Below are 12,825 nucleotides of genomic sequence, written 5' to 3'. Positions count from 1 at the left end.
TCCTTATCACAAAAATGGAATACAATCCCGGCTTACATATCATTGCTGAATTTTTCTCAGAGAAGAACGAGCTACTTTACTCTTCCGAGCATTGCAGGCAGTTGTTTGACTCCTTGATTCAAAACTTCAACCTGGCAAAGGTGGGCGAGGTTTACCACAACTTTGATGGCGGAGGGTTCACAGGCGTTGTTTGCTTAACTGAGTCTCACCTATCCATTCACACCTGGCCAGAATTCAAGCTAGCCACCTTTGATGTGTTTCTCTCGAACTATCAGAAAGACAATTCGGAGAAGGTACGGCAAATTTATGCTGAAGTACTTTCATTTTTTGCGGGCCGTGAAAAGCAGAAAACAGAATTAGTGCGGTAAGATGGCAACAGTAAACCTGCTTTCGTTTCCAACACCGGAGTTTGCCGATTGCCCGAAATGTGCAACTAGTATCAAATTGCACGATCCGGAGGGCAGCGAATACTGTGCTTGCCCCAATTGTAAATCGTTCCTTCGTTTCAACCGGAATACGGCCACGGTTCAGAAACAGCTTCAGCCGATTGCAGAAAAACCGATATTACCCCTGGGAGCCGAAGGCGTGTTAATGGGATTTCCCTTTAAAGTGATTGCTTACCTGGAGAAGAAGGAAAAAAACACCGTTTATCGCTGGAAAGAGTACCTGCTGTACAACTATGATAAGGGTCACGCCAGCCTTGCAGAGTTTAACGGACACTGGAACTTTATCGTGGGCAAGAATTGGGAGCCGGATCTGGAAAACGTGTCAAGCACGACTACGGAAGCGACCTTTCGTGGCACCGACTATAGAATCTTCAACAAATATACACCCACTACACTCGCTCTCATCGGCGAGCTAGATTGGGATGTACTGGCTGATCAACCGAAAACATACGAGTACATTGCCCCACCGCATATCATCAGCAAAGCAAACGGGGCATCGGGAAAAAGTAAGGCCGAATATTTTTTGGGGGAGTATATTAAACCTGAGGTGATAGCAGATGCTTTCAAAATCGATCCGGTATTTTTCCCGGAAAAGGACGGTGTCGGCGCGACGCAGCCTTCTCCTCATTATATCAAATTCGACACGTTAGCAAGACTGACTATGCTCGGAATTGTGCTGATGCTGATCATTCATTGGATTATTACCATCTTCAAACCGGAGAGAGAGCTGGTTAACTCTGATTATAACATTGTCTTCGACAAAGGGCCTGCCACTACAGATTCCTCCGGTTCCATAACCTGGAACATGGGAACCTACGAATTTAAGCCTTTCGTTACTTCCAGCTTTGAACAGCCGGACCATAGCTCCGCACTTGAAATTGAAGTGGGATCGAACGTGGATAATAATTGGCTGGAAACAACGGTAGTACTGGTAAACGAAACCACCAATGAGACCTGGGAAGTCACCAAGGGCGTAGAATACTATCATGGGTATGAAGGAGGTGAATCATGGAGCGAGGGGTCAAGACAGGAGTCGATCATCCTTTCAGAAATCCCCAGAGGAAAATACCACCTCAATGTATATTCTGCTTCAGGCGATCCATTTCAGACAAGTTTGCATATTACTGTAAGATCAAACATTACCCTGTGGCGCAATATCTTGCTAACCATTTTTGTCCTGGTACTTTATCCAATTTATAACTACTACCGGATGAATAGCTACGAAAAGAAAAGATGGATGAACAGCGACTATTCACCTTTTGACAACGATTAGTAATGCAAATAAGACCTTTAAGAATATATATTGCCTTCGCGATCCTGGTTATCGGGTATTTTTTCTATGCCACCCTCAACGGGGTCACTTACTGGGAAGACAAAGCGGAAAGAAACACAGAATATAATGGCAACCGCAGTCATTCTGGCTCGGGAGCGCGCTTTTATCATAAATAACATAAGCATGAGCCTTCAAGAATTAATTAATTACAAGTACATCGTTGCATCGATTGTTTACTCCGGACTAGGAATCCTGATCTTACTGATCGCTTTTTGGATAATAGAAAAAATTACTCCGGAGAATCTTTGGAAAGAGATCATTGACAAGCATAACATAGCGCTTGCCATTGTTTGTGCGGCTTTCATGATTGCTGTCGCGATCATCATCAGCTCAGCGATCCACGGATAGAAAACATGGATAAACGACTCCCTGCGCTGCTCCTGATTTCGGTTTTTGTGGTGGCTACCTGCGGTTTGATTTACGAACTCATTGCAGGTACCTTAGCGAGCTATCTGCTGGGCGATTCCGTCACCCAATTTTCCACGATTATCGGGGTTTACTTGTTCTCCATGGGGATAGGTTCCTGGCTGTCAAAATACTTCGATAAAAATATCCTCTCCTGGTTCATTCAGATTGAGATACTGGTCGGAATTATCGGAGGAACGAGTTCCACCCTGCTGTTTCTGCTATTTGAACACATTGCATCGTTTCGGATACTGCTTTATGGTTTAGTGTCCCTGACGGGGATTCTGGTAGGACTGGAAATTCCCCTGCTGATGCGAATCCTGCAAGACAGGTTTGAATTCAAAGACCTGGTTTCGAAGGTATTTACATTCGATTACATCGGAGCGCTTTTAGCTTCACTTATCTTTCCCCTGGTGCTGATTCCCTACCTGGGCCTCGTCAAGACATCTTACTTGTTCGGCATTTTGAATGTCGCGGTTGCACTATTCGTATGCGTCAACTTCAAAAGGGAGATTCCAGCCGCTGGGTATCTCCGCTCGGCTTCTATAATCAGCATATTCGGTTTATTGGTCGGCTTTGTCTACTCCGAAACAATCACGAGCTTCTCGGAGAGCATGAGCTACAACGATACCATCATCTATTCTAAAAGCACTTCCTATCAGCGGATCATCCTGACAAAAAGAGGTAAGGTGTTGCGGCTTTTCCTAAACGGCAATCTGCAATTCAGCTCTGACGATGAGTACCGCTACCACGAGGCTCTCGTCCATCCGGGATTAACGGCTTTACCAGAGGCAAAGAATGTGCTGGTAATGGGAGGAGGCGATGGTTTGGCGGTCAGAGAGATCCTAAAATATCCGCAGATTCAATCCATTACCCTGGTGGACCTGGATGCAGGCATGACCTCGCTCTTCCAAAAAAACAACATGCTGGTGGAGCTGAACAAAGGGTCGCTGCTATCTCCAAAAGTGAAAGTTGTAAATGCCGATGCTTTCACCTGGGTCCGGAATCAACAGAAAAAATTTGACTTCATCGTCATCGACTTCCCGGATCCATCGAACTACTCGGTTGGTAAACTGTATACCAATTCCTTCTATTCAGAGATTAAAGGACTGTTGGCTGAAAACGGCATCATGGTGGTGCAGTCTACTTCCCCCTATGTGGCGCCGCGCTCCTTCTGGACTGTGAACAAAACTCTGGAGTCTGTAGGCTTCCATACGGTTCCCTACCATAACTACGTGCCTTCCTTCGGCGAATGGGGGTATATTATGGCCATGCAAAGGCAACACTACAAAAAGCCGGTTCAGTTTCCGGCAGGCTTGAAGTTTGTAAGCAAAGAGAGCTTAGATCAGATGTTTTACTTTCCCGGCGATATGACCAAAGTGGAAACCGAAGTAAACAAGCTGAACAACCAAGTGCTAGTAAAGTATTTTGAAGATGAGTGGGGCGCAGTACTCTAAGAAACAAGACCTTTTAAAAAATATAAACCGCCGGGGCTTTTTGCTTCGGGCGTCGTTGCTTAGCAGTGGCATTTTTCTGCAGGGATGTCTGCGCAAACTCCATCCGAAAAGTGCTTATAAAGATATAAAAGGGGAAATCAAAGGCCCCAATGCTAAAGCGGGCCATCTTCTTCGCGATAAAAGTCCTATTGCCCCTCCTTCTCATTCCCATAGCGTTGAGACCTTGATTATAGGCGGGGGAATTGCCGGCCTGTCTGCCGCCAGATGGCTCAAGAAGAACGGATATAAGCAATTCGAGTTGCTTGAAGTTGAACAGGAAGTGGGTGGCAACTCGAGATCTGGCAAAAATGCGACAAGCAGTTTTCCTCTTGGCGCTCACTACATTACTACTGCTAACTTGCACGACAAGGAGCTGATCGAGTTCCTTCATGAGCATAAGGTCATCAGTCATTTCGAAAACAACTTACCCTTCTACAACCCCTACTTTCTAGTCTTCGATCCTGAAGAGCGCTTGCTGATCAACGGACAGTGGCAGGAAGGATTAGTACCCGATTTTGGGGTGCCGGAAAACGACAAAAAACAGATACGGTCTTTCCTGGCTCTGGTGGAAGAATTGAAAAAGGCCAAAGGGACAGACGGGAAGTATGCTTTCGACGTCCCTCTTGATAATAGCTCAGCTGATTCGGAATTCCGGCAGTTGGACAAAATCAGCTTCCAATCCTACCTAAAGGACAAAGGCTACACTTCTCCTTATCTGCTTTGGTACCTCGAATACTGTTGCAAAGACGACTTTGGACAGAAGCTGCAGGCCGTGTCGGCCTGGGCTGGCCTTCACTACTTTGCGGGGCGGAAAGGCATAGCCGCAAATGCGGAAGAAAACAGCGTGCTTACCTGGCCGGAAGGAAATGGCTGGCTGGTGGAACGCCTCGCTTCTTCTGTGAAAGAACACATTCGCGGCTCCTCTCTTGCCTATGAAATAAGCGAGACAGCAAACGGAAAGATGCAGGTTCTGGTACTTGATCCGGAAACGGATAAAGTAAGTGCAGTTATTGCCGACAAAGTAATCCTTACCACTCCGCAGTATGTAACGAAGCGACTTCTAAGGCAATTTGAGCGACCCAACTTCCATTACGACTCCCTCAGCTATGCCCCTTGGGTGACGGCTACTATTACTGTAAATGGGATGGGAAGCACCAAAGGAGCCGGGCTTTCCTGGGATAATGTAGCCTATAACACGCCTTCTGTCGGATACGTGAACGCCAATCAGCAGCACCTGCAGACGAATGAAAACAAGAAGGTTCTTACCTATTATCTGCCCCTTTGCGATTATCAACCGCAAGTATCCCGGCTAGCAGCCTACTCGCGGTCTTACGAGCAATGGCTGGACATGATCATCCCCGAACTGGAGTACATGCATCCGAACATTACGGAGATGATCGAGCAAATGGAGGTCTGGTTGTGGGGGCACGGGATGATCAGCCCCACCGTCGATTATATCTGGGGAGGAAACAGAGAAGCTGGAAGTGCGCCGATCGGTAACAAGATTTTCTTCGCCCACTCAGATCTGAGCGGCATTTCCATTTTTGAGGAAGCTTTCCACCAGGGGATCAAAGCGGCAAAACAACTATTGGAAAGCTAAATTTATGACCATGGAAGTGATAGATCAAAAAGTTCCTAGCCGGGAAATCGAAAAACCGGTTGAGATTAACGGAACAAAAGTGAGAAGTCCCTGGATCCAGTCTCCCCTTTTCGATTCCGCCTTTATCCTCTTACCGCCCTTCTTAGCGCTCATCCTGGTAGCCTTCTTTCCGCAGCAATTCAAAACATCGGATGAAATGCCTTTTATCTACTGGTTGCTGCTGATTGTGTTTGTGGATGTCGCCCATGTTTACAGCACCCTTTATCGCACCTATTTTAATCCTTCAGCATTCAATGAAAGACGATCGCTACTGGTCTCCGTCCCCGTTTTTTGCTATATCATTGGCGTTATCTTATACAGCATCAGCCCCTTGCTCTTCTGGAGATCACTTGCGTACCTGGCTGTTTTTCATTTTATCCGACAACAATATGGCATTATGCGCCTGTACGCGAGATTTGAAAAAAAGTCAAAGCTGAGTGCGACTATCGATACCATATCCATCTACACCTGCACCCTCTATCCTATCCTCTTCTGGCATCTAAATCCCGACAGAAACTTCAACTGGTTTGTGGAAGGAGACTTTTTATTCTTTGAATCCCGGATGTTAAGGGAGGTAGCGGCCGCACTGTATCTGGTTATTCTTGCGCTTTATGCGATCAAAGAGCTAGCAGGCAGAGGGAGTGAGAAGCCTTTCAATCTCCCAAAAAATCTTGTTATTGCCGGCACAACCCTCTCCTGGTACTTTGGCATCGTTCATTTCAACGGAGATATGGCCTTCACAACACTGAATGTCCTATCTCATGGTATTCCCTACATGGCCCTCATTTGGACTTTCGAAAAGGACAAATTTCGCAGGTCGGAGCATAAGAAAGGGAAGATCCAGGAACTAACATTTGGAAAATTTGGGCTGCCTGCTTTTGTTTCCATCCTATTTTTGCTTGCCTATCTGGAGGAGGCTTTATGGGACGGACTAGTGTGGAGAGAACATGCTGCCCTGTTCGGGCTATTCAATCGCCTGCCACAGGTGGCCAACCTGGAACTACTTTCCCTGCTGGTTCCACTGTTAGCCCTGCCTCAATTTACGCATTACGTTCTGGATGGGTTTATTTGGAGAATGAAGGAGAAGGTGAGTTAAAGGAGGCTTCTGCTGCAGAAAAACAAGGCTACTCTCGTACTAAACGACAATAGTCATATTACAGAAGGTTCAGATGCATCAGAGTGGGTAGCCGGAACCTGGTTTCCGATGATGGAAGCCGCAGGACTGCAATACTTCGCCTGGATCTTTTCATCCGTAATGTTTAACTATATTTCAGCACAAAAAGCATTGAATATGATGCAGGGAAATGTTGTAACTCAATTTTTCACGTCCGCCGAGGACGCCCAGTGGCTGCTTGCGGGGGTTGTTCAAGAAGTTACGCGTTCTGGTCGTCGTACAGCTGCTGGCACTGCTCGCAGAAATAGCAGGATCTTTTGGATCTACCTAACTTTTCAACTACAAGCAGAACTCCGTCGCGTGGACAGGTCGTCTTTTTATAAACTAGCCATTTTTCTTCGTCGAGCGCGTCTCTTTTCCACTGGAAGTACTGCTTGCTAACCGTCACACACTCCTTTACCAGTTCCCTTAGTTTAGCCTCCGGAACGTCTTTCACCTTACTTAAAGGGTGCACTTGCCTTCTGAATAAAACTTCGTTTTTGATCTTATTTCCGACTCCTGCAAGGATATTCTGATCGAGAAGGGCATCACAAATAAATTGCTGTGGTTTCCCTTGTAGCTTTATCACGGCTCTTCGCTCGTCGAAAGAGGCACTCATTACGTCCACACTCCAGTCATAAATCGTTTCCACCGGTGCCTCTATCAAACGGCAGCTGCTTGCATAAAAGTTGATACGACCATTTTCAAACTCAAGTTCCAAAGTGAGCTTCCGATTCATTTCTCCATCAATGGCATACCGGCCAAATAGCATTAAGTGAACCCGTATTGTTACCCTTGTAAAACAGAACAGAATTTCCTTCCCAAACGTCTTAATATCGATCAGGCTCTGGCCGGCTAAGTTCTTTTCATTACTAGCAATGACACTTCCCTCAATGGATATCAGTTCCTGACCGATGAACTGGTTGGTCTGCTCTTTTAAATAAACGATTTGTGGTCCTTCAGGCATTCCAAAGAAACCAAGGTTTTGAGAGGTGTGTTTTCACAAGCAGCTATGAAAATTTGTAATCAGCGAGAGACGACTACCCAAACGAGATGCCGTAATCGGTCCCTTCCCCGTACATGAGGGGAACAAAATTCTCATCCAGGCACTCACATTTTACCGAAACACTTTTCCAATTTACATCACCGAAAAGTGTAGCCACAGAAGCATCTGCAGCGTCTTTGCTGGTCGCAATCTTGACCAAACCGTTCAATGGTGCCAAGCCCGTCGGATCGAATACAATCCATTCGCCACCCAGGTAAGCCTCGAAGCAGGCATGAAAATCAGCCGGTTTCAGCTGATACGCATAGCCAGTAAAATACCTGGCCGGGATGGTAGATGCTCTGCACAAGGCGATGCCCAGGTGTGCAAAATCGCGGCAAACGCCGGCCTGCTCAGTAATGGTATCATATGCGGAAGTCTGAGCATTTGTAGACCCGCTGATATAATTGATATTATTGTTAATCCATTTACAAATGGCCAGCACTTTTTCAAATCCATGATTGATCATCCCGAAGTTATTCTGAGCAAAGCGCAATAGGCGATCTGACTGGCAATACCTGCTTGGGTTGATGTACATGAGAACGGAAGCCGGGAACTGCGACAAGGGAGTATCATCCAGGAGATGAGCCGGAATTTTTCTATAGGAAGTGTCGACCAGAGCGTTGTAAGAAACTTGTAACTCCGTCTTTCGGTGTACATCCAACCGCATAAAGCGATTCTCTCCTCCCGGTGACACTAATTCCTGTTTCGACACATCAGGTTCCACCCTGAAGCTCTCTTCGATAACCCGTTGCGATCCGGTTTTGAGTGCATGAATGTTTAATAGAAAGCACCCTTCAGTGTTGACGGTATATTCAAGGGTAGATGAGACGTTAAATAACATATTAAGAATTATTTCTCGGGCAATTTTTTAAAGACAGTTTCCATCCAGTCTTCAGGAATGCGTTGCAGGGCCGCTTTAAGTTCCTTTGCCCAGAGGCAGGAAACGTTTTCCAAATCATTCTTCTCGTACCTGTGTTCCACCATTGCAAAAGAATTCTTACGATAGAGCACCACATCAATCGGAAAGTCCACGTCATTAGCGCTTGCCCTGGTGGAGTCAAAGGATAGGAAACCGGTTTTCAGTGCCAGTTCCATGCTTGAGTCACTATCGAGTGTGCGATTCAATATTGGCTTTCCATGGCCGGAGTTTCCAATGATGATAAAAGGGGCTCCTTCATCCAGCTCTACCCAGTTACCTTCGGGATACAGGAGGAACAACTTGTGCTCTTCATCGTCTTTCAGCTGCCCTCCAATGATAGACGTCAGGTTAAACTTCAAACCTGCCTTCTCCAGTGATTGCTTGTCCTCATCCGCTACACGGCGTATCTGCTGACCAAACGCGTTTACTGCCTTATAAAGCTTGTTAAATTCCAAACCGTCATCCAGCAACTCTTTGAAATATATGACGGCTTTATCTCTTACGGAGCGCAATCCGCTGGTCATTACAAAAAGAGAATGGTGGTCTCTCTGTTCCAGGTAGATTTTCTTCTTTGACGTGGTATCGGTACCCGAAGTAATTCTGGTATCCGCAATAGCAACCAGTCCCTCTTTCACTTTTATGGCTAAACAGTACGTCATCTCAAATATTGGCTAAGATACTTCTTTAAAGAGACTGTTACGTTGTTTAGCCACTATTGTTGCTGCTGTTGTTGTTGTTGCTGCTCCATAAGCTCCTGATGCAGAGCGAAGCTATTTTTAACAATAAGGTTGACGGGCTCGGGCTTGAGAACGACAAAGTACTCGTTAGCCTCAGGCTCATCGCCCTGGTAGGATACAGTGACATTCACCTTCAGCTGATGCTCCGGGTTACCCCGGTACACTCCTTTTACAGGCGAGCAGTCTGTAAAATTTCTGCCGACGGCAAGACGGACATGGGTGTCGTTCACAATGCAGTTGTTGGTAGGATCAAGCCCCATCCAGCCATAACCGGGTATGAAGCTTTCCACCCAGGCATGAGTAGCCCCTTCACCCCTCATCCCATTTTTATTGGGGCAGATATAACCGCTAACATATCGGGACGGAATACGGATGTGTCGAAGCATCACCAACAACATATGGGCAAAATCCTGACATACCCCTGCCTTCAGCTTCCAAATTTCGTCTGGTTGCGTTTCTACGTTGGTAATACCCGGGATATATTCAAAATTCTCATACACATACCTGCAAAAATGAAGCGCGGTTTTGAAAGGAGTTTGCACCCGTTCTGTCTTGATAATGGCAGCAATTTCATCAGAGAAACTGAAATGCTCAATATTCAGAAAGTCGACGTAGGGCATCCTCTTCTGGAGCTTTTCCAGTTCCGTCCACTGCTCTCCGGCAAATATTGTGTCTTCGGGAATGGGACGCGCTCTTGTAACTACCTTCAATCTTGAAAGAATCTCAAGATAGGTGTGCGGCTCTCGTACGGTGAAGGTGCCGATCTTATTTCCGTAATAATCTGTATGATGAGCAATTTGAGGGTTTCCGGTAATTAGCAGCTCCTGACTTTGGACTTCCTGGTACTCATCACTTATCGGATAAAGAATTATCTGGTTTGCGCTATCGTACACCTCTCCCCTATACAGATAACTGGTAATATGTTTGATTGTAAATTCAGGCATCGCAAAGGTGTATATTAGGCATGAGAGAAATAATTTTTATGAAAGGCATTGCCGATTTGATATAGCTCGTTCTTCACCGACGACAAAAATCCCAGGCCCTCGGCGCTGATTGAACTAACAGAACTGTATTTAATACGGCTTTGCAACCGACCGATCATGAACGAAAGCTCCCTGTTATCATTAATGTAATGATCGCTTTTCAGCTTCTCGAAGTGCTTGCTGATGTTGTTGATGGAATAGATTACTGACCTCGGGAAATCAACATTTAATACCACCTGATCCAGGATATTTTCCACCTCGAACCCCTGCCTGAACGTTTTCAGGTAAAGCTCATAGCCTCCCAATGATTGCAATAAATGTTTCCAATAACTGGCGTTTGTAAGCAAATCAGGGTTATGGTCCAACGAACCAAACTTTACATGAAGCAAATCGGCCGATTGAATACTCCTTTCCAAGTACTTCCCGATACTCATAAAGCTCCTGCTTTCGCCTCTTGCCATCGTCACCTCTGCCGTACCATAGTAGAGCATGATCTGTTTAATCAGCAGGTCGAGCACAGAAATGGGATCGTCTTTCTTCAAAGATCGAATTAATGCAGGATCCCGCATCAGCAAATAATATTCATTGAGGCATTGCCAAAGGTCGTTGGTAATATGATCCTGGACACTCCTTGCATTCTCCCTGGCCATTGAGATCAGGCTGAGTATTGAACAAGGGTTATCTTTTTGAAACAGCATGTAGTCAAGAACCTGACGTCCCTTGTATTCTATTTGCTTTAAGCGATCTTCGCTGATATTTGAATAAATATTTATCACAGATGCCCATGAAAATTCAGTTAAAGCATCCTGCGAAGATGCGTAGTTGATCTTCAACATACGCAGTACTCCGTCGCTGCGCTCCATGTACCTGCTCAGCCAGTATAAATTTGCTGCTACTCTGCTTAACATTCGCTTGTTTTAATTTTTATTCTGCCAAAACCCAGGTGTCTTTACTCCCACCTCCCTGAGAACTATTCACCACGAGTGATCCTTCCTTTAAGGCTACACGTGTTAATCCTCCCGGAACTATGGTAATACCGTCCGGCCCGCATAAAGCGAAGGGACGAAGGTCTATTCTTCGCGGGTTTAACTTACCATTGAAGTAACAGGGTGCAGCAGATAGATTGATGGTAGGCTGGGCAATAAACTGGCGTGGATCCTTCAAGATCTCAAGTTTGTATTCCTCTATTTCCTGCTGGGTGGCCGACTGCCCCATCAACATTCCGTAGCCTCCACTCCCATTGGTTTTCTTAACCACCATGGTATCGATATTTTTGAAAACGTACTCTCGCTCGTCCGCGTTTTCAAGCTTGTAAGTAGGTACATTTTTCAGCAAAGGTTCTTCATTCAGATAATACCGGATCATCTCCGGTACGTAGCTGTAGATTGCCTTGTCGTCAGCCACCCCATTACCCACAGCATTTACGATCGCTACATTTCCCTGACGATAGGCGCTCATGATGCCCGCTACTCCCAGTACACTTCCTGGATTAAACACCAGAGGGTCCAGATATTCATCATCCACGCGCCGATAAATAACATCCACCTGCTGCAAGCCCTTGGTTGTTTTCATGTACACTTTATGATTATCCATCACGAGATCCCTGCCTTCTACCAACTCGACACCCATCAAACGAGCGAGGGTGGTATGTTCGAAATAAGCCGAATTATAAATACCCGGACTTAAAAGGATAACGGTGGGATTACTGATCTGCCGGGGAGAGAGAGCCACCAAATTTTTATATAAGATTTCCGGATATTCCGTAACACTTCTCACCCTACATTGAGGAAGCAAGTCTGGAAAAAGACGTTTAGTAATTTCCCTGTTCTCCAGCATGTAGCTCACCCCGGAAGGAGTACGAAGATTGTCCTCAAGCACGTAAAAAGTGCCATCATGGTCTCTAATGAGATCAATTCCTGCTATATGTACATAAATATCCTTCGGGACTGGCAGCTGGTACATTTCGCGGATGTAGTGGGGACAGGAATAGATCATTTCCCTCGGAATAACTCCATCATCCAATATAAACCGGTTATGATAAACATCCTTCAGAAACAGATTCAGCGCCTTCAAGCGCTGCTTGATTCCCCTTTCGATAAAGTCCCACTCGGTAGCTGTAATAATCCGGGGGATCATATCAAAAGGAAATATTTTTTCAATTCCTTCTCCGCTGTCGTATACCGTGAAGGTAATCCCCTGACTCATGAATAATCTTTTAGCCAGCTCTTCCTTTTTGTTTAGGTCTTCCGCTTCCTTCACCAGGTAATTTATCACGTTGGCATAAGAAGAGCGAATTTGTTTCTTCTCGCACAACATCTCGTCCCAAACCCCGAGATCAGGCACATACTTTTCTAAAAAATCGGAAACTTCAGCCATACCCATATTATATATACCGCAAACGCATTGAACTCAACAACAAATACAGTCGTAAATTACCAATTTTATTGCTGAATAAGCAGATTAATTGTAAATAATTAAGAAAATACCGGAAAAAAGGATCACTTTGAGAATAACACAAAAAAAAGACAAGAAACAACTAATAAAAAGGTCAAAAAAATATCAAACTAACACAAACTCCACTCACCCTCCAGAAATATCAAATAAGCAATTATTAAAAAAGACGGGCACATCCTAAACAACTTTCCATCTTTAATGTTTAAGAGAATGTG

At 45.3% G+C, this 12,825-nt stretch carries 12 protein-coding genes; 6 read left to right on the top strand and 6 right to left on the bottom strand.

The annotated features are described in order from the left end of the window. Nucleotides 1-14: 14 nt before the first annotated feature. The 6 genes from J4N23_RS12035 (at nt 15) to J4N23_RS12010 (ending at nt 6,415) form a co-directional block, all read left to right on the top strand. Nucleotides 15-368, top strand: a complete 354-nt coding sequence (locus J4N23_RS12035) for an S-adenosylmethionine decarboxylase family protein (RefSeq protein WP_207427569.1) — start codon at nt 15-17, stop codon at nt 366-368. Between the two features lies 1 nt (nt 369). Continuing rightward, on the top strand, nt 370-1,719 hold the full coding sequence (locus J4N23_RS12030) for a DUF4178 domain-containing protein (protein ID WP_207427567.1): 1,350 nt from the start codon (nt 370-372) through the stop codon (nt 1,717-1,719). Between the two features lie 126 nt (nt 1,720-1,845). Next, on the top strand, nt 1,846-2,127 hold the full coding sequence (locus J4N23_RS12025) for a DUF350 domain-containing protein (RefSeq protein WP_242689202.1): 282 nt from the start codon (nt 1,846-1,848) through the stop codon (nt 2,125-2,127). A gap of 5 nt (nt 2,128-2,132) precedes the next feature. Beyond that, nucleotides 2,133-3,641, top strand: coding sequence for a polyamine aminopropyltransferase (locus J4N23_RS12020; RefSeq protein ID WP_207427566.1), 1,509 nt, complete (start codon nt 2,133-2,135; stop codon nt 3,639-3,641). After that, nucleotides 3,619-5,280 (top strand): FAD-dependent oxidoreductase, encoded by a 1,662-nt coding sequence (locus J4N23_RS12015; RefSeq protein WP_207427565.1) that lies wholly within the window; start codon nt 3,619-3,621, stop codon nt 5,278-5,280. The genes J4N23_RS12020 and J4N23_RS12015 overlap by 23 nt, the downstream gene beginning before the upstream one ends. A gap of 10 nt (nt 5,281-5,290) precedes the next feature. Continuing rightward, entirely contained in the window at nt 5,291-6,415 is a 1,125-nt protein-coding gene (locus tag J4N23_RS12010; protein WP_242689201.1) for a hypothetical protein, read from the top strand. Between the two features lie 277 nt (nt 6,416-6,692). Here J4N23_RS12010 and J4N23_RS12005 read toward each other — a convergent pair whose 3' ends face one another. The 6 genes from J4N23_RS12005 to J4N23_RS11980 form a co-directional block, all read right to left on the bottom strand. Further along, entirely contained in the window at nt 6,693-7,439 is a 747-nt protein-coding gene (locus J4N23_RS12005) for a DNA-formamidopyrimidine glycosylase family protein (RefSeq protein ID WP_207427561.1), read from the bottom strand. Nucleotides 7,440-7,512: 73 nt separating this feature from the next. After that, the gene (locus tag J4N23_RS12000) at nt 7,513-8,358 is read right to left on the bottom strand and encodes a transglutaminase family protein (RefSeq protein WP_207427560.1); all 846 of its coding nucleotides are present in this window, start codon (nt 8,356-8,358) and stop codon (nt 7,513-7,515) included. A gap of 8 nt (nt 8,359-8,366) precedes the next feature. Further along, entirely contained in the window at nt 8,367-9,095 is a 729-nt protein-coding gene (locus J4N23_RS11995; protein WP_207427559.1) for a peptidase, read from the bottom strand. Nucleotides 9,096-9,148: 53 nt separating this feature from the next. Then, entirely contained in the window at nt 9,149-10,117 is a 969-nt protein-coding gene (locus J4N23_RS11990) for a transglutaminase family protein (RefSeq protein WP_207427558.1), read from the bottom strand. A gap of 14 nt (nt 10,118-10,131) precedes the next feature. Then, the gene (locus J4N23_RS11985; protein WP_207427557.1) at nt 10,132-11,064 is read right to left on the bottom strand and encodes an alpha-E domain-containing protein; all 933 of its coding nucleotides are present in this window, start codon (nt 11,062-11,064) and stop codon (nt 10,132-10,134) included. Between the two features lie 16 nt (nt 11,065-11,080). Then, nucleotides 11,081-12,532 carry a circularly permuted type 2 ATP-grasp protein gene (locus J4N23_RS11980; RefSeq protein ID WP_207427556.1) on the bottom strand — a complete coding sequence of 484 codons (1,452 nt, stop codon included), beginning with the start codon at nt 12,530-12,532 and terminating at the stop codon, nt 11,081-11,083. Nucleotides 12,533-12,825 lie beyond the last annotated feature (293 nt).

The organism is Pedobacter sp. SYSU D00535 (assembly GCF_017355855.1).
Lineage (GTDB): Bacteria > Bacteroidota > Bacteroidia > Sphingobacteriales > Sphingobacteriaceae > Desertivirga.
Note: the sequence above shows the minus strand (reverse complement) of the source record. Positions and strands in the feature narration are given on the sequence as shown.

Excerpts from the sequence above, each read along its gene's own strand:
- J4N23_RS12010 (WP_242689201.1), top strand. The coding sequence starts at position 5,291 with ATGGAAGTGATAGATCAAAAAGTTCCTAGCCGGGAAATCGAAAAACCG.
- J4N23_RS12005 (WP_207427561.1), bottom strand. The coding sequence starts at position 7,439 with ATGCCTGAAGGACCACAAATCGTTTATTTAAAAGAGCAGACCAACCAG.
- J4N23_RS11995 (WP_207427559.1), bottom strand. The coding sequence starts at position 9,095 with ATGACGTACTGTTTAGCCATAAAAGTGAAAGAGGGACTGGTTGCTATT.
- J4N23_RS11990 (WP_207427558.1), bottom strand. The coding sequence starts at position 10,117 with ATGCCTGAATTTACAATCAAACATATTACCAGTTATCTGTATAGGGGA.
- J4N23_RS12025 (WP_242689202.1), top strand. The coding sequence starts at position 1,846 with ATGGCAACCGCAGTCATTCTGGCTCGGGAGCGCGCTTTTATCATAAAT.
- J4N23_RS12030 (WP_207427567.1), top strand. The coding sequence starts at position 370 with ATGGCAACAGTAAACCTGCTTTCGTTTCCAACACCGGAGTTTGCCGAT.
- J4N23_RS12000 (WP_207427560.1), bottom strand. The coding sequence starts at position 8,358 with ATGTTATTTAACGTCTCATCTACCCTTGAATATACCGTCAACACTGAA.
- J4N23_RS11985 (WP_207427557.1), bottom strand. The coding sequence starts at position 11,064 with ATGTTAAGCAGAGTAGCAGCAAATTTATACTGGCTGAGCAGGTACATG.
- J4N23_RS12020 (WP_207427566.1), top strand. The coding sequence starts at position 2,133 with ATGGATAAACGACTCCCTGCGCTGCTCCTGATTTCGGTTTTTGTGGTG.
- J4N23_RS11980 (WP_207427556.1), bottom strand. The coding sequence starts at position 12,532 with ATGGCTGAAGTTTCCGATTTTTTAGAAAAGTATGTGCCTGATCTCGGG.
- J4N23_RS12015 (WP_207427565.1), top strand. The coding sequence starts at position 3,619 with ATGAGTGGGGCGCAGTACTCTAAGAAACAAGACCTTTTAAAAAATATA.
- J4N23_RS12035 (WP_207427569.1), top strand. The coding sequence starts at position 15 with ATGGAATACAATCCCGGCTTACATATCATTGCTGAATTTTTCTCAGAG.